Below are 26,887 nucleotides of genomic sequence, written 5' to 3'. Positions count from 1 at the left end.
CCGAGATTAGAGTTTGCGCCAGTGTTCTATGTCGTCTCCGTACTCTTCCAAATGTTGAAGAGCAATACGTTCTAAGAAACTTGAAACATTGGCTCCATAATCACCCAATCGACGGACAACGAACTCTAAACGTTCCCATGTGGAGCGACTAAGATAGGTTGCCTTTCGGTCGATGATTTTGTGAGGAACGAGAAAGGATTCCCGATAGCTTTCCAAGTTCTCTTTACGTTGCTTNCATGTGGAGCGACTAAGATAGGTTGCCTTTCGGTCGATGATTTTGTGAGGAACGAGAAAGGATTCCCGATAGCTTTCCAAGTTCTCTTTACGTTGCTTCTGGCTGATACGTCTTTGAATGCTTGGTGTCACTTGTTCCTTCTCTTGTTCGGATTGCTCTGCTTTCAGGTTGTCTTTCTCTTCATTCAGAGACTCGGAAGGCAGTGTTTGCTCAGATGTCGAAGAGAGCTTGGTGAACTCGGATGGTTGGGATTGCTCCAACTGATTCTCTTGAGTTTCTTTCCCTACGTTCAAATAATGGGATAAATCAAATTCTTCTTTCATGGCTTATCTGATTCTACGTTTTGCAATGGAAGGCTTTACCTGTTGTACTTCTTGTTGTCGCTTACTTTGGGCTACGTGATACTCATTGAGGTCTTTATGATGTGGATAGAGAAGCCTGCTCATATCCTCCACCTCTATGCCTGTGGCACGAAGTGCACGAACAGCTTCTCGCCCTGCTTCATCGTTGTCGAAGAAGACTTTGACCGAACAGGTTTTTGCTTCTTGGAGGTAAGCCACAGCTTTGTGCAGATTGCTTACCGAGTTCAGGATAAGACAAGGAGCGGTTTCTTTTCCCTTCATCGTGAGAAGGGAGAGGAAGTCGATAAAGCCTTCGAAAAGACAAGGCGTTCCATCGGTTTCTCCGTTAATCAGAGAAATATCTTTCGGAGCGATACTCCCTTTGAAACTCCTATTATCTCGAAGCTCATAACCTCCCGAACGATTGGGAAAGCCGATAGCAGCATACTCTCGTCCTCCGATGGTGTAACGAATATGGCGGAGATAAGGGCTTGCTATGGCAAGGTCTATCTTGCGCACCTCTTGGAGATAGTTTTTCAAATGCGGGGGCAACTCTTCACCGATGGAGAGAATATGCCTTGTATTTGCCGGAGAATTGATCGTTTGGGAAGGTGTTGAACGATGAAAGACGGAAGGCTCACGCTTTTGTTGGTCCAACCCTTCATCGGCAAGATGCGCCATGGCTTCATAGGCACTGCATCCTCGCATTAACATCACAAGGTCGATGATGCTCCCGCCTTTACTTATTCCGTAGTCANGCACTGCATCCTCGCATTAACATCACAAGGTCGATGATGCTCCCGCCTTTACTTATTCCGTAGTCATGCCAGAGGTTTTGTCGAAAGTCCACTTTCAGGCTGGCATTGTGGTCATTTCGATAGGGTGCATGATAAAGGGCATAGTGCGTGTATTCTTTGGCAGGAGCAATACCGCAGGATTTCAGGTAAGCCGATATAGGCTGCTGCTTGATGGTTTGAATGTCGTAATATCTTGGTTTCATAAGTCGATAGAATGAAATGATGAGAGAGGAGGAGAACGGTGAAAGGAGAAAGAGCGTATTCTCACGGAGGTCGGAAGGGGTGAGTCTTTTTGCTCTTCGATGGACAAAAAGAGATTTCTCCACTTTTCCCTTTCACTGTATATATATTCTTACAGTGAAAGAAGAAGAGTGAACTGTTTTCATTTTGTTGTCGATGGCTTTTTCCTTTCATTGTTCCCATTGCCTCTTTTTTCTTGATTTTGAACTTTCACCCGAAAACGGATGCTGAAACCAAGTTAGAGAGCCGAGAATGAGAAGACAAGCTTTGCGAGTTTGTTGCTTTCGGCTGCTATACAACGCTCCGAAAAAGAGAGGAAAATAGAGGGGAAATCAGGACAAAAACACCTCAAAAACAAATCGAACAAAGAGAGACTGCTCTCAAGCGACTGTATCGGATTGCATGCCTCTGCACCCTTTTGCATCGGAAGAGGAATGATATGCATCTTTTATCGGGAAGAAAGCCATTTCATACCTTATCAAGGCCACAAGTACGCACTTAGCCGAAAGCCTTTTCTGTGAGGGTATGCGCCTTTATATTTGCCTGCGAGTTCCCTCTATTTCCTCGGTTATCCCTGACTGAAAGAACGAATGGAGAAGCTTCCTACATTTGCATCAAAAGGCAAAAAACAAAGTAACAAAAACAGCATTCCAATATGAAATTTACCGCTATTGATACCTCCGCTTGGGAGGAACTGAAAAAGAGCATCGAAGAGCTGGCTCTTTGCATGAGAGAACATTTCGGCACGAAGCCCGAAGTCCCCGACCTGTTGCACAACGGGGATGTGCGCCGAATACTGAACATCAGCAAGCGAACGCTCCAACACTATCGGGATACGTCCGTGTTGCCCTTTATCCAAATCGGGCATAAGTGCTATTACAAACGTGAGGATGTGGAAGCACTCCTTGCCAAGTCCAACCGAAAAATACAATGACTATGGAACACGAGATTGTAAACAGAGAAACGCCCGAAATGAAAGAGCTCATTTCGGGCATCAGGGAGATGACAAAGCGGCTGAAAGAGGTTGCTGAGACACATCGTCCGCTTTTCGGAGGAGAAATCTACCTAACAGGACGAGAAGTCTGCGAACGTCTTTTCATCAGTCCCCGCACCTTGCAAGACTATCGAGACAAGGGTGTTATCCCCTACACCCAAATTGCAGGGAAAATCCTCTATCGTCTCTCAGACATCAATCGACTTCTGCAAGAGAATTATCGGGAGTAATTCCTGCAAAAGTTTTTTGATACGCCTAATAAAGCTCTGCATTCTTTTTTTGCTTTACAAAATTTATTTTCATCGTTCACTTCAGTATTGCGGATGGAGCTCCATACTGCTGTCCGATCTCATTATTTTGTCGTACTTTCTTTCCATACCCAAAGGTATAAGTAAAAGACAGATTGAGACGACGGTGAAAATTATTTCCCTCTAAATATCTCGTCTCTGAGTATAGAGAACTATTGAGTGTTTCTGTGGAAGTCAACCAGTCACTTCGGAATAGATTATTAGCGCTCAAACGAATATTAAAGTTATTCTTACTCCATCCAACTTGCAGTTGCCAAAAGTCTCTGTCTTCATGATAGACTGCCCTATTCCCTTGTATCGTGCGAAATCTAGTTTGATATGCAGTCTGGAAATAAAAATCATTGAGATGGTATATAGCAGATGCATTGAAATAGAATGGTGTCTTAGTCATATCATAATAACCCAGAACTCTGAAAAATGTTACCGAAGGGGAAGCTGCAAGTTGTAACTTCCCATCAAGTAATTTGTAATTAAATGAAGCTCCTATCTGTGTGCGATGATACTGTGCATCCGTATCATAGCGTCTCAACAAAGCTTGACCATTATTGTAATGTTCAAAGACAGGTACATATAAATCTAGCTCCCCATAATACTGACAATAGAGGGATGTAGAGAACTTATTGCTTGGTATCCAATTGTATGAGAGATTATAGGAGAATTGGCGTGATAAACCTATGTTGGGATTTCCTGTAACATACATTAACTCGTTGTCCTTTAGAATATTTGGGCTTTTTATACTAGCTCCTGGATAATTAGATCCATAGTGGAAGTAAGTCCTGAAAGAGTGCATAGAAGATGGTGAAAACCCTGCAGAAAAATTAAAAAGAGGGTAGAACTTTTTAATTGATTTGGCGTTAATCTTATTCTCCTCCCACTGTAGGGAGATATCTGTACTTAGATTCCACCTATCATTGGAAAAATTATATCCTATAGTGCTGCCAGCAAAACGAGATATAAACTTATTGTCATAAGGAGAGGAACCTGTGTATTTCACATCATTTTGACTTTCTCCATAATAGCCACGCAAAAAGAATCTTTGTCGCTGTGCTATGTTTTTAGAGACAGTTGTATTTATACCATATCTGTACTGATTTTCTTCTGCATTATTTTCAATAGGAGTTGTGTTAGGATTCGTACTAGAGTACAGAATATTATCATTAATGCGGCTATAACTTGCATAGGGACTTACGCTCAGTTGTAGAGCATTTGCCAAAGCAAAAAAGTAATAACCTTTCCATGTGATAAATCGTTGATTTGTGGGATTGTCTTTTGCAAATGAATAGGAGTCTATTTTATCGGGTTCGTAAGAAAGGGTGCCAGAAGTCTTTGCCACTGGCTTTTCTCCATAAGAAAAACCTACTGTATTGGCTAATTGAATATTGTTGGAGCCATATATCGCCCTAAGCGTAATCGGATACGTATTTTGTTTATAATGTCCTTTGTCAAATAGTTCTTTTCTTGTAATGGATACTCTGTCTCCATTACTGTCAAGAAGAGAATACCTACCTATTGTAGAAGCCCCAATATTGTGAAGATTATGATTTGATGCACCGACATAGAGGTCGTAAATCATCTTTCTGTAAGCAAATTTGGAATAGAATGAAATATTACTGGAAAGTCCAGTGAGGAAATCTTCTTTGATACTTAGTTTTGTATAACCTCCATATTCATACCTATGAACGATGAAATTAACCACATGTTCATGACCTTGAAATCGAGGATCGGAGGGGAAATCGAAATATTCTACCCTCCTGACATCTGTAGTTAACAAACCTTCAATATCCTCCTTTGATGCAGGAATAAAATTGATAAATAGGACTACACCATCGCCTGTTTGAGTCGTGATTGCATTATTCATCAGATTAATGCTTATCTGTGGCATTGCAATCTTCCGCAGAAGATCTACAGCATTTTGTGCAGAGTTTTTTTGTCTCACAGTCGGTATAACGACTGATGACTGAGGTGAAGTTCTCTGTAATTTAGCCTTAACTATGACCTCTTCCAACTGCTTTGTTTTTAGCGAATCAGTTTCTTGAGCCAGCATCAAAAAAGGCATTATGCCAGTCAATAAGGTAAAAAGAAGTTTTGTTTTCATATGCGTTATTGTTTTGCAATAGTTCTCTTGATTTTGCCTAAAATTATTGAGTCAATCCTCGTATAAAATCTTTTTTGGACAATTTAGATCGCTCCTTGCACATTCCTCCGTCCATCTCATCATTTTAAATAGGCTTATTGGGTAAAAAAGAGACTCCCCGATTGATGTACGTTTTCTTTCCCAGAGCACAATGTTTTTATAACCTATACTCTTGGTAAATAAACTCCCATAACCTCTGTAACTCTTCGACAGAGAGGCGGTCAATTAGAGCACCTTTGTAGGATAGCCCTAAATAAAGAGTCCGAAATACCGTAATAATTTGAACATTATCAATGCCCTCCCTAATCTCACATTTCTTTTTTGCTAATTCTATAACCTCATTCCATGTTTTAATCTCCTGCTTTTCATGCTCTTGTATCTTTTCCTGCCATGATGCATAATGCTCTTTAAGGTACAAGACAAAACTTATAAAACTGGCTGCTGTAACCGACGCTCCTAAAGTCTCTGAAAAATGAAGCATTCGTTCACTAATTATCTTGGTACAATGAGCTAAAAAATCTTTCAAGGGTGTTGCAGACTCAGGAGATTCAATGAAACTCTCTCCTTCTCGAAAAAAACTAAATACAAAACGATCAGCCACCTGATTGAAGATATCTTCTTTTCCTTTGAAGTGATGGAACATCCCTCCTCGTGAAATATTCGTCGCTTTGACCAAATCTGCAAAGCTGACCGCATCATATCCCTTAGACAAGAATAGTCTGAAAGCCTCCTTTAATATGATTTCTTTGTTATTTGTTCGTGCCATTACTTTAGAATTAAACAGAACGTTCGTTCTTTATCTATTGCAATGATATAAAAGAATATTTGAACAGCCAAAAAAAATAATATGTTTTGCATAAAGGAACGTGTTTGGTCGTATCAGAAGCTCCAATATTCACTTCTATAAAGAGTTTTTTTGAAAAAGCGCGCCTACATTCTGGGTTAAACACAAATGTCATCACAAACGTGATGAAGTAGCATTGCTCACGAAGACTAACTTTAAAAGCATAATTATGGACATAAAATTATGCATAGAGAAACACACGGAACTCGTCTCAGACATTAGGAAGGTTATAAAATGACTGAAAAAAGTTGCAGAAAAATACCATTCTATTCTATCTTCGGTGAAGAATTTGGGAAGAGAACTCTGCAAAAACTTTTTTACAAACTCTCGTAAACTGAAAAACTATCAATACTTCTATTTTCACATTTTGGGTTAGATTCTCTTATTGTTGTATCAATCTGCTCATATCCCTTGCAATCTTTTGGTCTGTGATTTGCGCGTAGATTTGCGTGCTGGAGATGGAGGCGTGTCCCATCATTTTGGCGATGCTCTCCATTGGGATGCCTGCCTCCAAAGTCAGCGTACCGAAACTGTGTCTTGCGACGTGCCAAGTCAGCGGAGTGCGGATACCACAAGCCAAGCCTATGGCTTTGAGGTGGGCGATAAGTTGGTTTTTGCTCATCGTGTCGGGGAATACCTTGTGATTGTTGCTGTCGACTGCTTTCAAGTAGAGTTCAAGAATCTGTTCCGCTATCGGATGCAGGGGTATCAGGCTCTCAACCTCTGTTTTCTGTCTCGCCTTGCGGATGTATCGTTTCCCATCGCTGTTCGTTTCGATTTGCGAAACTCGCAGGCTCTGTAAGTCGGCAAATGCCAAACCTGTAAAGACAGAGAAAAGAAACATTCTTCGACTTAGTTCTGCCCCTTCATCCTGCAATGGGAAAGCCAACAGCTTCGCCACGTCGCCCTTGGAGAGGAAGCGAGGTTTGCGCTCCACTGTCTCATACTTCACACCCTCAAACGGATTGAAACGGATTGTCCCTTGGCTGACGGCTCGATACATCAATCGGCTCAACCAGCAGAGATGTTTGTTTATCGTTGCAGGAGCATAATTCTCTCTCTTCAGATAGAAGCGATAATCATCAAAGAATCCCGTCGTAACGGCCGTAAGAGGCAGATCTTCTTCGCCTCGACTTTGCACAAAGTTTCTCAACTGCCTGTCCGAATAACCATTTTGCCGACAGGTGCTTTCGCTCTTGGATTTTTCAACTTCCTCGCTTTGTCGTTGCTCTTCTGCCCGACTCATTGCCAAAAGTGTTGTCGGAGCTTTTCCCACACCCTGCAAATGATTTTTCAGCAGTTCCGCACTCACCGCCCCATACCTATAGAGCAAGTTGTTGTACCCTTGTTCGATTTCGTCCCGAAAGGCTTGCAAGCGTTGATTCGTTTTCTTATCGGTTGTTTCACCTCGTTTCACGCTCCACTCGTGGGGAGCAATGCTTTCGCCCGTGCTCATCACAACATTTGCTCCGTCGATGGTGATGCGACAAAGGATGCCTGTCGTGCCGTCTGTTTTGACTTTATTCTTATTGATATAGAATAGGATTTTGAATGTACTGCGCATAATCTTTTCGTGTGCTGTATGAATGGTAATTACTTTGCCTCCAAAAGCTCCTAAGCTTTCTGCTAAAAGCTTTATTGCTTTCTCGGAAAAGCTTAGGTGCTTTTCGGTGCATATTCTTGAATCTCACAAAGAGAGTTGTAAATCTTCGGTGAAAGAGAGAAATCGCTCGAACTCATCGAAGAGCTTCTTCGGGGTGACGTGGGCATATCGTTCCGTGGTTTTGATGCTGCCATGCCCCAACATTCGGCTCACGGTTTCGATGGGGACACCTCGTTCCAACGTTATGAGCGTGGCAAAAGTGTGGCGACCGACATGTGCCGAAAGTGGAACAGCGATGCCTGCCCGAAGCTGCAAAGCCTTGAGTTGAGCAAGGTAAGCCGAATAGGCAATGGGGGCAAAGAGCGTGATTCGTTCCTCTGATTGATACCGCTCTATCAAACGAACGGCTTCGGGCAGGAGCTTCACACGGCAAAGCGTGTCTGTCTTTTGTCTGCGGAACTTCAGCCACCATGCCCCTTCATCATCCGTAAAAAGATGCTCCCGACCAAGGGTAACCATATCGCAATAGGCAACACCCGTGAAACAGGAAAAAACAAACAGATCGCGTGCTGTCTCCAGTGCCGATTCGTGAGCGTCGAAAGTCAAAGCCCGCAACTTCTCCAACGATATCTTGTCCAATGCACGAGGCGCCCTGTTCTCACCTCGCTCTATTTCGACCGTATCGAACAACAAGCGGTCGATAAGTCCCTCTTGATACGCCAAACGGAGAATCTTCTTGGAATACAAGGCGATTCGTCTGTAACTGCCTTGCGACAGCCCCGAAACGCCCTTGACATAATGCTCCAACTGCGAGAGGAAATCATCCCCAATCTGCCCGAAAGCGATGTCCGAAGAGTGGAACTGATGGAGGATGAAGCGTTGCAAATGCTTTCGAGTCGAGCGATAGGAATACAGCGAAGAGGCTTTGATTTCCACCCCGACCAGTTTCTCCATCTCTTCAAACATACGGTCGTATCGTTCCAAAAAGGTCGTCTGACTCTGCATACTCCCCTGAAACAACTCCTTGATGTCCGTTGCCGTAAACACCGCACCTCGTTCGCAAAGTCTCCGATAAGCCGAATGCACCGAGAGGAGCAAACGCTCTAACTTACCATTCGTAACCACTGCCTCACGACTCTTGCCGTTCAATCTGCTCTCACGAGCGTTCCACAAATCGGGGTCGCATGAAAGCTTGCAACTGAACTGCGCCATGGTTCGCCCGTACGTTATCCGCCCCATGATTGGAGCTTGCCCCAACTTGTCCAATCCGCTCTTTTTCAGGTAGAGCAACACCTTGAATTTTTCTCTTTGCATACGCTTCTGTTTTTATGGGCAAAGTTACCCGTTACCGAAGCGTTCTCTGTTACGCAAAACACTGTGGCATAGAGCATCAGCACCGCAGAAGAGAAAAAGTTCATGACCGACGAAACCCTCTTCGGTTACCTTCTTTTACCTCACCGTTACCAATCAACGAATCGACTAATGATTTGGTAACGGAACTTCTGCATAAATCCACATCTTCTGCTCTTTACACCCGAATGCAAACCCCTGCAACACTCTGCAAATCCCTCTCACTCTCATCCACTTACCCTCCATCTTCCTCCCAATGCTTTTTCCTCTAATAGTTCCTACGAAAATATTTTTTCTTACCTACGGAAATTTTTTTCCTTACCTACGGAAATATTTTTTCTTACCTACGGAAATTTTTTTTTCGTGCGCACGTAAATTTTTTTTCGTGCGCACATAAATTTTTTTTTGTACGTACGAAATTTTCATCCTCTCCGAAACCGACTTTTTCTCTTTTCCCAATCCCGACTTTCCGTTTCGGCACAAAAAAAGCAGTGCCGGCACTTATCGCACCGGCACTGCCCCAATCTGTTTATAATATTTTACGCCCCGCCACTTCGGGGTGAGGGGAATTTTCCTCAATCCTATTTTTCAAGAGATACCGTCCAACCCTTGTCCGTGGCGATCTTCTTGTTGCACGCATCCGTACCCGGATTGCCTGCGATCCAGACCTTCTTCCCGCCTTCGGTCTGCCCGGTTACATCGGGAAGTGTTCGGAATATCTCGTTCAGCGTCTCCGCACTCAGCTTACACTGTCTGATCCATAACTCCTCCTTTATGCTGCGCGAGATCTTCAAGGAGCTAAGGTTGGTGTTCTCCTCGCAGTCCAAATAAGTCAAAGCGGTGTTCTTGCTAACATCCAACGAAGAGAGGAAGTTATTGTCGCAGCGCAACTGTTCCAAAGCGGTGTTCTTGCTAACATCCAACGAAGAGAGGAAGTTATTGTAGCAGTCAAATCTTGTCAAAGCGGTGTTCTTGCCAACATCCAGCGAAGAGAGGGAGTTCTTGTAGCAGAACAACTGTTCCAAAGCGGTGTTGTTGCTCACATCCAATGAGGAGAGCTGCTCTCCTCTACAACGAAAATCGGTTACCTTTCCATNGTTCTTGTAGCAGAACAACTGTTCCAAAGCGGTGTTGTTGCTCACATCCAATGAGGAGAGCTGCTCTCCTCTACAACGAAAATCGGTTACCTTTCCATACACCGTAATGCTTTGGGAGCCAAGTGTGTAATATTGGTCGGAGTCAAATGCGGTTACGTTCTCGCCCGCATCTTTGACCTTGTTGTTGTTCAGGTCTATCCAGACGTTCGCTTGGTCTGCTTCATCTGCATTCATCTGAATCTTTATCTTCTCGCCCACGGCTTTCTTTGTCGTCAGAGTGATGAAAGGGAGATCCTCTTCCACGTCATCGCCCAAGATCGTCAAGCGGTTGTCTTTCCACTCTGCCCGTACACGATACGCCTTGCCCGGAGCCATGAAGAACGTTTTGGCTATCTTCCTGTTTGCAGAGAGCTGAACGCCGTTGTCCGTCTTTATGGATATGCCGAACTCCGGAATATTTCTCTTTTTAGGGTAGTGCCATACCGCAAAAGTGTGTGTGGCACCGGGTGCTATCGAAACAGCAGACCCCGACTCCTCTATCGGGTTGGGCTTGGTACCGTCAATGGACAGCACATTCTCTGCCGAGACTTTATAGAAATGAATCTTTCCGTTTTCGGGCACATACCTCCACTCTTCCGCATCTCCCTTTACGGGATAAAGATGACAGTTGGACACCCTGAGCTCCTCTCCCGAACTGTTTTTTAGATCTACATACTCGATACTGCCGAGATGAGAGAAGTCCAACTCTATATCCGTCTCATCAGGATCGACATCCTCCTCGGCAATTACCGGGACAACGATATCTTCCAACCTGTTCTCCCTCAATGGCAATATGTCCACAAGGATCTCTCCATCCTGTACACGTGCTCCCGTCCCCGGTATTCCGCAGAGAGCGTGAATGGTGTACTCCTGCTGTACGTTTATGATTTCCGGCACTTCGATGCTCAACCTTGCACGCTTGCCATCCTGCTCGATGGAAGAGATGGTTACCTCCACGGGAGCAGTCAGCGTCCCGGTCTGCTCGAAGATAAACGCCACCTTGTCGCCCGATTTCCAACGAGCAGCGAGAGTATTGCCATCTGCTCCTTTCTCCAAGCCGACTCTCATTCCGGCTTCATTCTGTGACATGGATGCCGTAAGAGTGAGCTTTCTGCCTTTTTCGTGCGAAACCAGCTCCACACGATCGTTACGGCAGCTTGTCGATAAAATAGTGAGGAACAACATTAAAACGCATACTCCACTCGTAAAAATCCGTTTCATCTGATTATGTATTTCTATTTATTCTTATTTAATAACCGAAAGGCATCCGAGGTTAAGATTTTAGGTATGCCATCTGTTCATCAGGGGCGTGGTCATTACCCCGCGAAACAAAGGTATGGATAAATGTATAAATATTCAAGGAGTTGTCTCGGTCTTCACGATAAGCCTTAACAAAAAAGAAGATAAACAGATATAAAACTTTCTCTGAACTTGTTCACTCCCCGAACTCAAGTCTTGAGTTGTGCAAACCGCGTCTTGATCTCCACAACTCAAACCTCAATGTCCGACAATCACGCCTTGCTTTAGATCTCCGAAAAGGTTCAACGAAAGTTCTAAACCTGTTTGTTCTACTCTCTGAACAGATTCAGACACAAAAGTCTCCACACAAAAAAGAGCAGAAAGCGATGCTCCCGCACCTGCTTTCTGCTCTTCTATGTTTTTCTTCAGAAGGATTATCTTCTCCGTCTGCCGTTACCACTCTTTCCGGCACGGCGCATATCTTTGCGCGATGTAGCGGAAGATCTGTCTCGTCCATGCCCGGACTCTTTCTCTCCTGCACCGCCTTTGGGTTGCGCTTTACGTACCATGATAGCTCGCGATCCCACTTCAAAATCGTTCATGGAAGAGATAACCGTCTTGGCATCTCGTTCCGGCACTTCAAAGTAAGAGAATGTATCGTAAATATCTATCTTGCCTACCTCCACACGTGCTCCGCCCGTGGTGGCGTTGAGAAGCTCTATGAGGGAGTTGGGATACAGCTTATCACGACGTCCGAAGTTGATTTGCAGACGAGCATATCCCGGTTCGGGGATGCCGTTCTCGCGCTGTTTCTTGCGTCCTCTGCGCTCCGATCCTTTGGAACGATCATCGTGCAGTGGTTTGTCGGGCACTTCCTCCACCTCTTGTGCGGCACGATAGTACTGGAGAAGTCTGTGGCTCTCCATGGAGATGAAGCGGCGTATCAGCTCCTCTTTATCTATCCACGAGAGTTTGGAGACGATGGCGGGGAGGATGGCAGAGAGCATCTGGTCTTCATCATCGGGCAGTGTACTCTCTATTTTATCCGCAAGCGTGAAGAGCTGTCGCTCGCATACCTCTCTTCCGGTGGGTACGTAAGCGCGTTCTATCTGACTGCCTATAATCTTTTCGATGTCCCTTAGACGCCCTTTCTCGCGAGAGTGGCAGATGGCAATGCTGAGTCCGCTTTTTCCTGCACGGGCAGTGCGTCCGCTTCGGTGGGTATAGCTTTCCACATCTTCGGGCAGACCGTAATGGATGACGTGTGTAAGGTCGTTCACATCGAGTCCGCGTGCTGCCACATCCGTAGCGACAAGGAGTTGGAGGTTGCGGATTCTGAACTTCTGCATCACATAATCCCTTTGAGCCTGCGACAGATCGCCATGCAGAGAGTCGGCATTGTAGCCGTCCTGTATGAGTTTGTCGGCTATCTCCTGTGTTTCTCTCCGGGTACGGCAGAAGATGATGCCGTAGATATTGGGATAGTAGTCCGCAATACGTTTAAGTGTCAGATACTTATCTTTTGCCGCCACCATGTAATAGATGTGGCGGATATTCTTGTTGCCCTCGTTCTTTGCGCCTATCACGATCTCCGTCGGCTTCTTCATGTAGCCGGACGCAATGGCTGCAATCTCCTTCGGCATGGTGGCAGAGAAGAGGAGCAGATGTCTTTCGGATGGCACTTGAGCAAGGATCTCTTCGATGCTTTCCGTGAAGCCCATATTTAGCATCTCGTCTGCTTCGTCGAGCACAACGTCTCTCACGGTGGAGAGGTTCACCACTCCTCGCTTCATCAGGTCTATAAGGCGACCCGGAGTGGCTACGATGATCTGCACTCCGGAACGGATGGTGCGGATCTGCTGCTCTATGGAAGCACCTCCGTAAACGGCTACGATGCCCACGTTTTTCATGTATTGCGAGTAGTCGGCAAGGTCTCCGGCAATCTGCACACAAAGCTCACGAGTGGGAGCCAGTATGAGTGCCTGAGGGATGCGTTGCGTTGTGTCTAAGTTTTGAAGGAGAGGCAAGCCGAATGCTGCCGTCTTTCCGGTGCCGGTCTGAGCCAGTGCGATGATGTCTCTGCTCTCTCCAAGCAGGTGGGGTATCACAGCCTCTTGTATAGGCATAGGCTGATCATAACCAAGCGCTTCCACAGCGCGAAGAAGAGGAGCAGATACTCCCAGTTCGTTAAATGTCATATATTATTATAGATAAATGCAGAATAATATTCTTCTGCATGGCGCAAAGTTACGATATTTCAACCAATTAACAACAAAAGAGCCACCGAAAGAGAAAATCCCCGGCAGCTCTTTTATGATATTTGAAACGGATTTTATTGGAAAAGAGAGGCAATGGTATCGAACAGAGGAGTCTGCAACATGTAGCGCAAAAGCAGCAGGGCAGATACCACATAGAGTGTTACACTCACCTCTTTGAAGCGTCCGCACAGCATCTTTACCAGCGTGAAGCTGATGAGTCCAAGCGCCATACCTTCCGCTATATTGTAGGTAAGCACCATAGTAAGCATGGTGATAAAGCATGGCATCGCTTCTGAAATATCGGAGAGATCTATCTCCTGAATGGCACTCAGCATGAACACTCCCACAAGCACCAATGCTCCCGTGGTGGCGGCAGAGGGTACGAGCAGGAAGAGAGGAGATAAGAAGAGAGCGGTGATAAAGAGTATGGAAGTGGTGAATGCGGTCAAGCCCGTGCGACCACCCTCGGCAATTCCCGAAGCACTCTCTACAAATGTGGTAACGGTAGATGTTCCCAATACCGCCCCAACGGATGTAGCCACGGCATCTGCCATCATTGCCGGCTTGATATTCTTCACATTACCCTGCTCGTCCATCATTTCTGTCTTGGCAGCTGCTCCGATAAGTGTTCCCACGGTATTGAATATATCCATGAAGACCAATGCAAAGATGGTAAGAGCCATATCCATATTGAGCAGTGCGCGGAAGTCGAACTTCAAGAACGTCGGCTCCAATGAGCGCGGCATGGATACGGGGGTGAAAGTATCGGGTAGAGCCGTTACACCCATCGGGATACCTATGATGGTACATATCACTATACCGTAAAAGAGAGCACCTCTTACCTTTAGGACAATGAGAGCCGCACTGATAAGGATACCGATGCAGGCAAGCGTGGCAGCAGGGGTAAAGGATCCGAGCGTAACGAAAGTGGCTTCGTGCGAAACGATGATACCCGCATTTTTCAGCCCGATAAAGGCTATAAACATTCCTATACCGGCTGAGATGGCGTAGCGAAGATTGACCGGAATACATTTGACAATCTGCTCCCGAATGTTGAACACCGTAAGCAGGATAAAAATAATCCCTTCGACAAAAACAGCGGCAAGTGCGGCCTCCCAGCTGTAACCCATTCCCATGACGAGCGTGAAGGCAAAAAAGGCATTGATACCCATACTCGGAGCTTGAGCAAATGGCAGCTTTGCCAAGAAAGCAATCAGGAGTGTTCCCACTGCGGAAGCCAAAGCGGTGGCGGTGAAGACGGCTCCTTTGTCCATTCCGGTAGCACTGAGAATGTCCGGATTTACCGCCAAAATATAGCTCATAGTGAGGAAAGTGGTAAGCCCGGCTATGACTTCTGTGCGAAGTCTGTGCTTACCGGAGTCGAAGCCGAGGCTGCGAAGTAAAACGTTCATAGTGTGTAGAGATGTCTTGTATTGTGTATGATTTAAGCGTTATTCTCGAAAAGAGAAGAAAAGAAGCTGTTCCCCCTCCTGTTTTTTCGGCACAAAGGTATAAATTCTAAGAGAACTGCTAAAATTCTAAAAAAATAAAAGCATCCGGGAAATGCCTTTTGAGCATTCTCCGGATGCTTTATGTTTAGTTTCGGGAGCTTACCCGATGTCCCGGTTAAAGGTTATTCGCAGGGAAAAGATCGTTCCACCAAGTAGGGTCATCCTGCAAATGTTTAGCGAACCAAGCCATTATCGTTGAGGTCCATGCAAGACGTTTCTCCGGGTTTATAATACCATGATCTTCTCCGTAGATACGTACATACTCTACCTCTTTACCTAAAATCTTGAGAGCCTGATACATCTGTACACTCTCTCCATCGGGCACATTGGTGTCTTTTGTTCCGTGAAGCAGAAGAAGAGGCGTGTTGATCTTGTCTGCCAAGAAGAGCGGGCTATGCTTGGTATAAAGGTCGGGGTTATTCCATGGATAGCTGTCCGCACTTGCAACACTGCTATAACCTACTCCCCAATAACCCTCTCCCCAATAGGATGAAAGTGCCGATATACCGGCATGACTCGCTGCTGCTGCAAAAATATCCGTTTGTGTCTGCAAGTATTGAGTCATAAAACCTCCGTAGCTTGCACCCATACAGCCTACCTTTTTTGCATTCACGAAAGGATGCGACTTACAGAAAGCCTTTACTGCGCCTATGATTTCGGCTGCGGTGCGATCGCCCCAAGCATTCACGTGACGAGCGGCAAACTCCTGGCCGTAACCGGTAGAGCCGCTGGGATTCATGCTATACACGACATATCCCAAAGAAGCATACATTGCCAAAGAGTAAGAACCTTCAAACATACGGTTTACGGGAGATGTTCCGGCGTAGTAGTAGACAATCATCGGATACTTCTTGTTCGGATCGAAGTTGGGAGGCAGATAGAAACGCCCCTGAATCTCGGTGCCGTCGGGAGCTATATAGTCCCAGTCCGCCATGTTACTACGAATAAGATCTTTACCTTTCTCGGCATCAAGATCGTACAAAAGGGCTTCTCTTCTCTTCTTGGCATCTATCATGTAGAAGCGATCCGAGGATGTGGCACTCTGTCCGATATAGGTAACATCACCCGAGAGAGCAGATACAGAGAAGTTTTTCACATAGTCTTCTTTCTTGGAAAGACGGGTTATCTTACCGCTCTTAAGATCGCTAACGTAGAGAAGTTTACGGTCTCCCACCTCTGCGATAAAGTATGCTTCGGGGCGGTTGGTCGGCACCAAAACGGTTTCGATAGAGCGGTCGAGGCTCTTGCTAAGCGGTCTTGCCGTCTTGTTCACACGGTCATAGAGGAAGAGCTGGGTGTCGTAAGTGTTGACGATCATCCCCTTAGGAAGAAGTCTTCCTACGCCATGGAACGCATCGGCACTACCGGTAGCCACAAGCATATTAGGCAGTGCGGAGTAGTACAAGCTCGCTATCTCTGTATCGTTTACGAAGAGCGTATCCACTCTTCTTGTCCTTAGATCCACTTCGTAGTAGCTTGTGGATCTGAACGGACGCTTGGTAAGCATCGGAGTAGATACGGAGAAGATCAGCTTGGAATCGTCCGGAGCGACATCCTGAATATATGTGGATCTGTTTCCGAATGTAACCGGGTAGAACACTCCGCTCTTCAAGTCGAAAATAGAAATAAAATTCCGGTGTCTGAAACCGGGTAGTCTGTCTCCGGGAGCAGCAAGACGATCCAGGTTTTTATTGTATTTCTGTCCCTCTTCCGATACATTGAAGATCAAAGATGTCTCTCCCGGAGACATGAAGTAACTGCCTGTTTCCGGAATGCCGGAGTGAATCACTTCACGCTTCATAACTTTCGGATCGTAGGCATACAGTGTACGTCCCTTCTCGGTAGTCTCATCGTAGTAGAGTTTGTCTGTCTTAGGCATCCAGCGTGCACGGGATGCAACGCCGTCGAACTCCGCTATCTTCTTTCCTTTATGGAAGAGCAACGACTGCTCTCCTGCTCTGCTTGCAGCAGATGGACGGAAGTAGAGAATGACGTAATCGCCACTCGGAGAGATTTGAGACCCTGCCAATGTGCGTCCGTAGATCATAAAGTTCGGATCCGGATGGTGCTTGGCATCCGAGCGTACCTCTACTATTCTGTCTTCGCGATCGGGAGTAAATCCGGCACGAAGCTCTATGTTTTCCAAAGAGTCCTTGCTTGAGAGCGCAACCTTAACGGTAACGGCATGAGTCTTGGGCAGCAGTGTTATCTTCGATGTTTGCGGTTTAATGCTGTCGTTTACCGCCTTTGCTCCGACACCTTTTAGCTTTGAGGCGTTGTCCACCAACACTTCAAAAGGAGCGTTACACTCTATCGAGAGCGTTCCCTTGGTGTAAGTTTCCGGAAGGAGATTGAAGTTGAAGATATGATACTGCAAGGTATTGGGGTCTGCTATTCTCTTCACAGGCACACTGAATACAGGCTTCTCTCCACTTTTCGGAGAAAGAAGAGTGCGTGTGTCATTAGCAAGATTGACACGGGGAGAATAGTACAGCATGGTCTGTACATCGTAGCTCTTGCCGGACAGATTTGTACTATCCGAGAGCACCGGACGGGATATATTCACCGGACCGGCATATTGCAATCTTTTGGCATAAGAGATCTTCGGAGTCTTGATCTCCTGTTTGGCTTTAGTGTCCTGCGCCAAAAGAGCACCGCTCCCCAAGAAAAGAGAGCACAGCATTGCTGCTAAAAATGTTTTACGGCTCATAAAAATGTTTGTGTTATTTGGTAATTATAATTTCATGAGAAATGTTCGCCATGTCTTAAAAGAGGAGAGATCCGGTTCACTGTCAAAGATGCCGTACATGGCAGAACCCGATCCGCTCATTGAAGCATAAAGGGCACCTTGCCGGTACAACAGCTCTTTGATCTCGACAAGATGAGGATGACGAGAAAAAAGAGAAGACTCGAAACGATTGCTTACTACTCCTCTCCACTCTTTCAAAGGCAGATTCAGCCTTTCCCTTAAATCCACCTCGGGTTTCATCGGACAGACTCCGGAGTACGCTTCCGGTGTGGAGATATAAATATCCGGCAGCAACAAAAGGAGATGATACCCCTTGAGAGAGAAAGAATCAAAAGGGGTCAAAATGTCTCCGATTCCCTCTCCGTAAGTGGGAGAGTCGTACAGAAAACAGGGGACATCAGCACCCAATCTCGCTCCCATGAGAGCCAACTCTTCACGAGAGCAGTTCAGGTGAAACAGCTCATTCAGCATCACGAGCGTGCTTGCTGCATCACTCGACCCTCCGCCAAGCCCTGCACCATGAGGGATATGCTTGCGCAGAATGATCTTTACAGGTGGCAACCCGTACTGCGACTCCATCATCCTGTATGCCTTGACCACGAGATTCTGCTCCACCGGACAGTCGGAGAGCGCATCTCCTCCATCAAAAGAGAAAGTCTCCACTCCCGAACATATTTCCAGTACATCTGTCAAAGGGATAGGATAAAACAGCGTCTGGAGATTGTGATACCCATCCGGACGCTTCTCGACAATCTCTAAACCGAGATTGATTTTTGCTTTTGGAAATGTAAGCATTCTTGCAAGATAAGTGAGAGCAACGGTTCTCTCTACGAGATAGTTGCTTGTAACTTGGGCAAAGATACAAAAAGGTGCCTGAATGCTTAGCGCTCAGGCACCTCTTGTTACTTTTTTTCTCTGTGCGCAGGATGAGATTCGAACTCACACACCGGAACCGGCACTACCCCCTCAAAGTAGCGTGTCTACCTATTTCACCACCTGCGCTCATGAGGCAAAGCCTCTGAAGACATTTTCCATCTTATTGTTGTGATCAGGCTGGGATTCGAACCCAGGACCCACAGCTTAGAAGGCTGTTGCTCTATCCAGCTGAGCTACCCGACCTAATTCGCTTGAAACCGGTGTCCCGATTTGCTGTGCAAAGGTAATGTTTTTTTTCGTACCACACAATAGAGGCCCCAATAAATTGTTTCACACTCCAAATCTCCCCTCTTCCAAAACTTCATTTTTATATATTCCATCCCTCAAAAAGCTCCGCCAAACATCTCTCTCTATTTCATCCTCCACCTCTGTTTTCAGAGGGGTCCCGAATTTGTTAAATCAGCCCGTTTTATTAACACTATTTTCGACGCCTGTTCACCCAAAACGCGAAACAAGCATATTTTGTCGGCTTAACGTGTTTAATTTTTCAGTAAACACGTTTACCGATTTCATTTAATACGTTTACCGGATTCGGTTAACGTGTTTAGCCAAATCCTCTAAAACGCTAATAATCAATAAGCTACATATTTTCACCCTAAAACACTCCTGAAAAGGTAGATTTCTTCATTAGGGAACATTTACAGAGGCAGGTGTTAAAATTCACATCTATTAACGCGAAAAAGCCCCATCAAACGGACTGAGAAAAATTTTTCTCCGAATTTCAAATTTCAACATAAACCGATTATCCACAGAGAGTTGAGATAAAACAATCTGCCTTTTCAGCCCCAAAACAGAAGAGAAAACGGAAAGAGAAGAGAAAAACAGGAGAGTCCGTTTTTATATAAAAGCTCCCCCCAAAAGGGAGTAAAGAATATCCCCGAAACATACCCCAAGCAGCCCAAAAGAGTAAAATGAAAAAGAGCACTGTCCGAAACAAAATCGGAACAGTGCTCTCTCTTTAACCCAATCTATATAAAGAAGCCCTGGACAGGCTTCGGGGAGTCTGCCTCCCTCCTTAGTAGGTGCGAAGCTCTTTGATACGAGCCTTCTTACCGGTGAGTTTACGAAGGTAGTAAAGCTTGGCTCTACGCACACGACCGCGCTTATTCACCACAATCTCTTCAATAAACGGAGAGTTGAGAGGGAAAATACGCTCTACACCGACACCTCCTGAGATCTTACGCACGGTAAACATCTTCTTATCTCCGTGTCCGGATATACGAAGAACATCTCCACGAAACTGCTGGACACGCTCCTTATTACCTTCACGAATGCGGTATCCTACGGTGATGGTATCCCCGCTCTTGAAACGCGCATGTTCTTTACCGCTCTTAAATGCCTCTTCGGCTACTTTAATCAAATCCATAATATTGATCGCTTATACATATATATAATAAGCCAAACGCAACGTACATAGGCCACACTCTGTAATAACATTCCTATCAGAGGTTACGCAAAGCGGTGCAAATATAGTTATTATTATTAAGACTCCCAAACATCTCCCCAAACAGCTGATGGAATGCCAAGTCTCATAAAAAAATTTTTTTTGCTTCAGGGCAAAAGAATTTGTTTATTAGAAAATATTTGCCGTAATTTATGAGCAGAATTCAATATTCAAAGCGCTCTTGACTACCTTACCCTATCTTCATCAATCTGATGTTGATGATTATAGACTATTTTTGACAACCATTTACTTGAATAATTTTTAACCTAAATGTATTTTTTACTAACTCAAAATCTCAAGATTATGAAGCTAAAAAACTTTCTTGCTGTGTTCTCAGCAGTCGTTCTTGCGAGCTTGATGAGCGTTTCTTGTACGCCAAAAAATGACGGGCCGGAAGAACCTACTTTAACGCTATCTGCGCAAACCCTAACCTTAAACAACCAAGCACAGAATCCGACAGAACCACAAGTTCAAGTAACAACAAACCAAACCAAGTGGAATGTATCTACGAACGCTGAGTGGCTTACAGCTACTCGCAAAGGCGAAGGCATCGTGGTTGGAGCACAAGCAAACACTCTTGGAAAAGATCGTAAGGCTGAAGTTATCGTTTACGCAGGTGGCCTTATGGAAAAGATCGCTGTGACTCAAAGCGCTTCTAAGATTTTCATCAATGTTTCTTCTGAAACAATTGAAGCTCCTGTAAGTGGCGGACAATTCCTTGTCGCTGTAGAAACAAATGCAGAACAATGGTCTATGGAATTTGAACAGACAGATTGGCTTAACGTTACCAGAGCCGGTAACTTTGTGAAGGCTGAGGTTGCTGCTAATAAAACAGACAAAGCACGCGAAGCTAAAGTATTTATAAAAGTTGGTGCAGAAGTTAAGGCTATCAGAGTATTCCAAAATATATCTAATGCAGTTTACTTCCCTATTTTTGATGCTGAGATGAGCGTCTTCCAACGTGCAAAAATGGAGGCAGCACAAGGCTCTATCATAATAAGCTTGCGCGAACCAGGACAAAGCTTCTTCGGACCACAACCGGGTATGCTGACAGTAATTCCTGAAGCAGACGGTTTCATCAATGCTACTTATCTTATTCCTTTCAATAACCCGAAAACATGGAAAGTTATTGTAGCAACAACAGACACATGGGAAAGAATTGCAGAAGGAGCATTTATCGAAGCTCTTAAGAATGCAGGATTTACCTTTATGCAAGATATGTCTGCAGCGAAGAAGCTTGTGTATCAAAACAGTGATAAGATGTTACGTGCTACCATTCTTCAAGAACCTCAAGAGGATGGAACAATGGTTTATGGAGTTATATTCGAGCACTACTACATTCAAGATAAAGACTATCCAACGTTCTCTAAGTTCCCATACCTTCTTAAAGAGTTCTTGGATAATAAAGACAAAAAGACTGCGGATGTTGTCGCATTTATGACAGAACGTGGATACAAGAAGGAGAAAGATTATCCAAATCAAAAAAACCCGGAAGAACTCCAGGCTCAAAGTTTTGTTAAGGAAGGTGAAGTTGGAAAAGAAGAGGCGAAAGATGTTTTGGCATTCTACCACAAAACCGGAGATGCCGGACTAGATCCTGCTCTACTACAAAGTTTGACTCAATTCGCTCAAATCTTCAGCCAAGATAAGATCAACTTGGTAATGTGGTTGCGTCCTGATGGTGCTTATGCTCCAACAAAAGAGTTTATCGCTCTTAAAGACAAAGAAGGTTTCGATGCAAACTCTTTGGAAAGAGATGGAAGATTCTTTTTCGTAACCAAGGAAGACCTTGTATTGATGCTTAGACCGGCTCAATTCAGCGACGTAAATCCGGGTGAAGTATCTCTTCAATTCGCAATGTGGTATGAAGAAGGTGCATCAAAAATACAAGGAGCTCGCCTAAGCCACTATTACTACGGTAAAGATAAGAACGAAGTGAAAGCTAGATTTGAAGCAAAAATGGCTTCTCCTCAAAAAGCAGCTGCAAACAAAAATCAAACAAAGTTTGAGAAGTTTTCTCTTAAGTAACCATTAAGACCGTAGTTCATTTATATAGACTTAATGTATAAATGAGATAGTTTAGATATCCCCACCGAGAGTGTAGCAGGGTACACTGTAGCCTCTTCGGTGGGGATATTTCTATCTACTTTAAAGTAATAACAAGATCATGAAAAAAGTATATTTGCTGAGCGTTCTCTTTGGGCTCTTGACAGTAGGAGGCTGCCAAAATGAAAGAGAAGTCCAATATGCGGACAACAGCCAACAAAAAGAACAACCAAACACGTCATCTTCTTCTCTAAAAATGTATAATGTTCCTCCGGGTGCAGCTGTTCCGGGAGAAATTATCATCAAGATCACAGATGAAGTTGAGCAGAGTTTAACTCAGGCACAATTGGGAGAAGTACAAATGAGCAGTGTTCCCTCTTCTATGGGTTCTGCTCTACAAAGCATAAAGGCCACAGCTATAACAAGATTGTTTCCACCGGCAGGAGAGTTTGAAGAAAGATCAAGAAAAGAAGGCCTGCACCTATGGTTCATAGTACGTTTCGACAAAGGGGTGGAGATATCCAGAGCAATGCAAGCTCTTGATAGCGTAGATGGTGTAGAGATTGTAGAATTCAATCCTATAATAGTTCCGGCTTCTGCTAATCAGCATCCTGCAGCCATAAATTTATTAAGTTCAACCGAAGACTACCTTAAAAGGAATGCCAAAATGCCATTCAACGACCCTCTTCTGAAGGAACAATGGCACTACAACAACATAGGAACCGGTGTTCCTGCGGGAGTCATGGGATCCGACATCAACCTTTTCAAAGCGTGGGAAATCTCCACCGGCACCCCAAATGTCATCGTCTGCGTAGTGGATGGTGGGGTAGATGTAGATCATCCCGACCTTGCGGATAATATGTGGGTAAATCAGGCCGAACAGAACGGGACTTCCGGTGTCGATGATGACAATAATGGATTTGTCGATGACATCAATGGCTACTGTTTTGTAACCGATCAAGGGAATTTACGTCCGGACGAAGATGCTCATGGAACACACGTTGCAGGAACCATCGCTGCAAAAAATAACAATGGTGTCGGAGTAGCAGGAGTAGCCGGAGGTAATGGAGACCCTAATACCGGAGTACGTATCATGTCGGCAGCGATCTTCCGAGAAGGTGCTCAGGGTGGCAACGCTGCGGCAGCTATCAAGTACGGAGCTGACAATGGAGCCGTTATATCTCAAAACTCATGGGGATATCCTTATCGTTCAGGTATCTATACTACTCCGAACTCTCTAAAAGTAGCCATCGATTATTTCGTAAAATATGCCGGTACTGATGGGAAAGGCAGCCAAAGACCGGACTCTCCAATGAAGGGTGGAGTTGTGCTTTTTGCAGCCGGCAATGATGGATTGGAATTTACAAGCCAACCGGCAGCATACGAAGGATGTATTGCCGTCTCAGCAATCGGTACAAACTTTAAGAGGGCTACCTACTCCAATTATGGCGACTGGGTAGATATCTCAGCTCCGGGTGGAGATCAGATGCTGTATGGAACAAAAGCGGGAGTCTTAAGTACGACCGACAAAAATGCTGCAAACGTAGCGGATTGGTACACATACTATCAAGGTACCTCCATGGCATGTCCTCACGCTTCAGGTGTTGCAGCTCTTATTGTATCTCATTTCGGTGGTCCCGGATTTACCAGTGAAGATCTAAAGACTCGTTTGCTGGCTTCTATACTACCGGTGGATATAGACAAGATAAATCCGGGAGCAGCAGGACGTTTGGGGTCAGGCTATGTCGATGCTTATGCAGCTTTGACTCTTAAAAATGATCAAAAAGCTCCGGAATCTCCTAAGTTCAACAGCAGTAAGATCAATGCAAATGTTGATTTCACAGAGCTTACACTATTTTGGAATGTGCCCAAAGATGAAGATGATGGGACAGCGGACAAGTATGCCGTTTACATGTCTACGACCCCTCTTAACGCAAACAATTACAAAAAAGAAGGCGAACTTATAAGCAATCCTCTTGTCGGAGGCAAAGGCTTGTCTGTTAATGACGAAGTATCTTTCGTGGTAAAGAAGTTGACTCCTGATAAAGAGTATCATTTTGCTCTTGTAGCAATAGACCGTTGGAATTTATTCTCGGCTCCATCCTTTATCTCCGTAAAGACAAAAAAGAACAATCCTCCGGTAATCTCCAACGTACCCGAAAATCCACTTGTTCTCTTGAATATCTTGGGAAAAGTCGAGTATGAATTCAATATTTCCGATCCGGATGGGCACAAGTGGCAATATACTTTGGAGGATAAGACCAACTGCGTAAGCGTAGCACGGATAGACAAAGGCTTGAAAGTTACTATCCGTCCGCTATCTTCTGCCGGTGAATACTCGTTCAATCTTAAACTTACAGACGAGCTTAAGAGTTCTTTCACATATACTATTCCATTCAGAATCGTTACCGTAACAGAGCCTGAATTTAAGAAAGCGTTCCCAACTCCAACAATAGGAGCTAAGGGAGAAGGAGCTTCTCTCAACCTTGCAGACTATGTAACTCCTCAAGAGTTCTTGACATTTACATACAAGGCTTCTTCATCCAACGGCTCGGTAGCTTCTGCCGACGTAGACGATAAGGGTAAGCTAACCATCAAGGGATACAAGCCCGGACGCACAACCATATCTGTGGAAGTAAGCAACGGACACATGTCATCCATGGCATCTTTCTCTGTTACCGTAGTTGAAGATCCTTCTCTCGATGTTTACTCTGTATGGCCTCTTCCAATGCAGAAGGAGTTGAATGTTTGGCTCAACCCGACACACAAGAAAGCTCACATCACTTTGATAAGTATTACCGGAGCAGTTGTTTTGGATAAGGAAGTACCTGCAGATCATACAGGTGTTGCCAAGATCAACACAAGCAAAGTAGCTCCGGGAACATATACCTTGAAAGTGAAGACAGGCGGCAAACCTTATGAAAGAGCTGTCCAAAAGAGGTAATTGTAGATCATAAATTTTCAACCGTATCAATAACTATAAAAAAGATATGAAGATAAAATATATCATTGGAGCAATGGCCTTGGCAGCAATGGGACTATTCTCTGCTCCAAAGGCGGCAGCTCAAAGCCTTCCGATATTAGAGACTCCCGTTGATGCACGTACTGCTGCGATGGGTGGTGTATCATTGGCGCATACAGACAGAAGCTATCTTTATGTAAACCCGGCTTCCATCTTCCAAACAGACAAGAAGTTCACAGTCTCTGCAAGCGGACTTATATTCCCTAAGATGGCTATGGCAGAAGGCAGACTCTTGAACGGAATGGCCACTGCCGGATGGAGATTCCTCGACCGCCACGTTGTGTATGCAGGTTTCCGCTATCAGGGAGGTCTCACTCTTCCTTCTATAAAGGATCAGTTCGGTACACCGGGCAAGCCGCTTTCTCCATTCGATTGGAGTGCCGACTTAGGTTATGCCTTCCGTTTCAATGACAAGCTATCTGCTTTTGCTTCCGGATCATTCATCCAAAGCTACACAGGCAGAACAGCCATGACAGGAACATTCAGCCTTGGAGCCAATTACTTCATGGATCTCACCAATAGTGGTGCAAAATATTTGAACATCGCTGCTCGCGTGTCCGATCTTGGAGCACCTATCGCTTACTCTGCCAAGGACGTGTTTGCGGTACCTTCAAGAGCCGAGCTTACAGGAGACTTTGCGACAGCAGTTTCTGATACTCACGAGTTCAACTTCACTCTTGGCGGAAGATACTTCTTCTTGGCATCCGATCCGCTATACCAAGCAAACATCGGTGCAGACTACACGCTCTACAAGATGGTAAGCCTTCGCGCAGGCTATCAGTATGGCAGCCGGTCTACCAGTGCTTGGAGTGCAGGTATCGGAGTGAAGTTCTACAACGTCAAGCTCGACCTTGCCGGCATCAGAGGCTTAGGAGAATATGGCTCTCAAAAGATGATGCTGTCTCTATCGTTCGACTATTGATCGCTCGATACCTATAAAAGAAAAGACCTGTACACGCAGCGTGTGCAGGTCTTTTTTTATTCCCATTCCGGCAGATCCCGAAGCAGCATCGCCACGATAGTTCCTCTCCCCTGCACTATCCCGGCTCCCGAAAACGATAAATAAAACTGCATTCACAAAACAGCAGCTGCCAAAATCACCCTTTCGGGCATTGCCCCTGCACGGTCTAAAGGCAAACCCTGCCACACAAAAAAGATAACAAAACGGACAGATGAACAACCCCATCCAAGAGCCCCCTATCCTTCTTTGCCGGAAGAGAACAGCCACCGGACACCTACCCGAAAGCTGCGTAGAAAATCTTCTTCCACAACGTTTTCTGAAAAGCAGCGAATCTTTTCCCGGAAATCTTTAGTGCTTTCTCCAAAAAGATTAGGTACTTTCTCCAAAAAGATTAGGTACTTTCTCCAAAAAGATTAGGTACTTTTCACAGAAAGATTAGGTATTTCCTCCAAAACCTTTAGTGCTTTCCTCCGAAACCTTTAGTGCTTTCCTCTAAAACCTTTAGTGCTTTCCTACAAAACCTTTAGTGCTTTTCTCCGAAACCTTTAGTGCTTTTCTCCAAAACCTCTAGTGCTTTTCTCCAAAACCTTTAGTGCTTTTGCCAAAAAATCTATCCTCAAGGTTCAAGAAAAGGCGAAATAGCGCAAATGAATTGTGAGTCAGTCAGTTTTGGATTTTAAGCCATTTGGCGGAGAACTTCGAAAAGACGGATTTATGCCACCTCCGGACAGAGCAGCGT

17 protein-coding genes, 2 tRNA genes and 1 pseudogene are annotated in these 26,887 nt (G+C 45.0%); 6 read left to right on the top strand and 14 right to left on the bottom strand.

Features of this window, described 5'->3' with window-relative positions:
• Positions 1-6: 6 nt before the first annotated feature.
• Together JT26_RS10025 and JT26_RS00115 are read right to left on the bottom strand one after the other, a co-directional pair.
• A complete protein-coding gene (locus JT26_RS10025) occupies positions 7-558 on the bottom strand; it encodes a DUF3408 domain-containing protein (protein WP_052110258.1) in 552 nt (183 codons plus the stop codon).
• Positions 559-561: 3 nt separating this feature from the next.
• Positions 562-1,576 (bottom strand): annotated as a pseudogene (locus JT26_RS00115) (toprim domain-containing protein).
• Between the two features lie 692 nt (positions 1,577-2,268).
• Between JT26_RS00115 and JT26_RS00105 the strand changes: the two are divergent.
• Both JT26_RS00105 and JT26_RS00100 read left to right on the top strand, forming a co-directional pair.
• On the top strand, positions 2,269-2,547 hold the full coding sequence (locus JT26_RS00105) for a helix-turn-helix domain-containing protein (protein ID WP_036844416.1): 279 nt from the start codon (positions 2,269-2,271) through the stop codon (positions 2,545-2,547).
• A gap of 2 nt (positions 2,548-2,549) precedes the next feature.
• Entirely contained in the window at positions 2,550-2,837 is a 288-nt protein-coding gene (locus JT26_RS00100; RefSeq protein WP_036844408.1) for a helix-turn-helix domain-containing protein, read from the top strand.
• Between the two features lie 76 nt (positions 2,838-2,913).
• Here the strand turns inward: JT26_RS00100 and JT26_RS00095 are convergent, their stop codons facing one another.
• The 11 genes from JT26_RS00095 to rplS form a co-directional block, all read right to left on the bottom strand.
• Complete coding sequence (locus tag JT26_RS00095) at positions 2,914-5,010, bottom strand: hypothetical protein (protein ID WP_036844406.1); 2,097 nt, start codon at positions 5,008-5,010, stop codon at positions 2,914-2,916.
• Between the two features lie 196 nt (positions 5,011-5,206).
• On the bottom strand, positions 5,207-5,815 hold the full coding sequence (locus JT26_RS00090) for a TetR/AcrR family transcriptional regulator (RefSeq protein ID WP_036844398.1): 609 nt from the start codon (positions 5,813-5,815) through the stop codon (positions 5,207-5,209).
• A 460-nt stretch (positions 5,816-6,275) separates the two neighbouring features.
• Positions 6,276-7,457, bottom strand: a complete 1,182-nt coding sequence (locus tag JT26_RS00085; RefSeq protein WP_036844396.1) for a site-specific integrase — start codon at positions 7,455-7,457, stop codon at positions 6,276-6,278.
• 123 nt (positions 7,458-7,580) lie between these two features.
• Entirely contained in the window at positions 7,581-8,810 is a 1,230-nt protein-coding gene (locus JT26_RS00080; RefSeq protein ID WP_036844394.1) for a site-specific integrase, read from the bottom strand.
• Between the two features lie 2,845 nt (positions 8,811-11,655).
• Positions 11,656-13,419, bottom strand: a complete 1,764-nt coding sequence (locus JT26_RS00065) for a DEAD/DEAH box helicase (RefSeq protein ID WP_036844391.1) — start codon at positions 13,417-13,419, stop codon at positions 11,656-11,658.
• Positions 13,420-13,553: 134 nt separating this feature from the next.
• Entirely contained in the window at positions 13,554-14,891 is a 1,338-nt protein-coding gene (locus JT26_RS00060) for an NCS2 family permease (protein ID WP_052089788.1), read from the bottom strand.
• A gap of 214 nt (positions 14,892-15,105) precedes the next feature.
• Complete coding sequence (locus tag JT26_RS00055; protein ID WP_036844389.1) at positions 15,106-17,700, bottom strand: S9 family peptidase; 2,595 nt, start codon at positions 17,698-17,700, stop codon at positions 15,106-15,108.
• Positions 17,701-17,724: 24 nt separating this feature from the next.
• Positions 17,725-18,534: a 4-(cytidine 5'-diphospho)-2-C-methyl-D-erythritol kinase gene (gene ispE, locus JT26_RS00050; protein ID WP_036844387.1), complete on the bottom strand. Its 810-nt coding sequence runs from the start codon at positions 18,532-18,534 to the stop codon at positions 17,725-17,727.
• Between the two features lie 123 nt (positions 18,535-18,657).
• Positions 18,658-18,741: transfer RNA gene (locus JT26_RS00045), tRNA-Leu, on the bottom strand.
• A 43-nt stretch (positions 18,742-18,784) separates the two neighbouring features.
• Positions 18,785-18,858, bottom strand: a tRNA-Arg gene (locus JT26_RS00040).
• Between the two features lie 832 nt (positions 18,859-19,690).
• Positions 19,691-20,041, bottom strand: a complete 351-nt coding sequence (gene rplS, locus JT26_RS00035; protein ID WP_036791350.1) for a 50S ribosomal protein L19 — start codon at positions 20,039-20,041, stop codon at positions 19,691-19,693.
• A 381-nt stretch (positions 20,042-20,422) separates the two neighbouring features.
• Between rplS and JT26_RS00030 the strand changes: the two genes are divergently transcribed.
• The 3 genes from JT26_RS00030 to JT26_RS00020 all read left to right on the top strand — a co-directional run bounded on the left by JT26_RS00030 (position 20,423) and on the right by JT26_RS00020 (position 26,109).
• A complete protein-coding gene (locus tag JT26_RS00030) occupies positions 20,423-22,147 on the top strand; it encodes a BACON domain-containing protein (protein WP_036844385.1) in 1,725 nt (574 codons plus the stop codon).
• Positions 22,148-22,286: 139 nt separating this feature from the next.
• Positions 22,287-25,109 (top strand): S8 family serine peptidase, encoded by a 2,823-nt coding sequence (locus tag JT26_RS00025; RefSeq protein WP_036844383.1) that lies wholly within the window; start codon positions 22,287-22,289, stop codon positions 25,107-25,109.
• Between the two features lie 46 nt (positions 25,110-25,155).
• Entirely contained in the window at positions 25,156-26,109 is a 954-nt protein-coding gene (locus tag JT26_RS00020; RefSeq protein WP_036844381.1) for a PorV/PorQ family protein, read from the top strand.
• Here JT26_RS00020 and JT26_RS10745 read toward each other — a convergent pair.
• Positions 26,092-26,265 (bottom strand): hypothetical protein, encoded by a 174-nt coding sequence (locus JT26_RS10745; RefSeq protein WP_160217615.1) that lies wholly within the window; start codon positions 26,263-26,265, stop codon positions 26,092-26,094. The two genes, JT26_RS00020 and JT26_RS10745, sit on opposite strands and share 18 nt — an antisense overlap.
• A gap of 94 nt (positions 26,266-26,359) precedes the next feature.
• On the opposite strand from JT26_RS10745, the gene JT26_RS10740 reads away from it, so the two are divergent.
• Complete coding sequence (locus tag JT26_RS10740) at positions 26,360-26,500, top strand: hypothetical protein (protein WP_160216109.1); 141 nt, start codon at positions 26,360-26,362, stop codon at positions 26,498-26,500.
• The last annotated feature ends 387 nt before the right edge of the window (positions 26,501-26,887 follow it).

Origin of the sequence: Porphyromonas sp. COT-108 OH1349, assembly GCF_000768755.1 — a bacterium.
GTDB classification, from domain to species: Bacteria; Bacteroidota; Bacteroidia; order Bacteroidales; family Porphyromonadaceae; genus Porphyromonas_A; species Porphyromonas_A canoris.
This window is presented reverse-complemented; position numbering and strand designations above follow the sequence as displayed.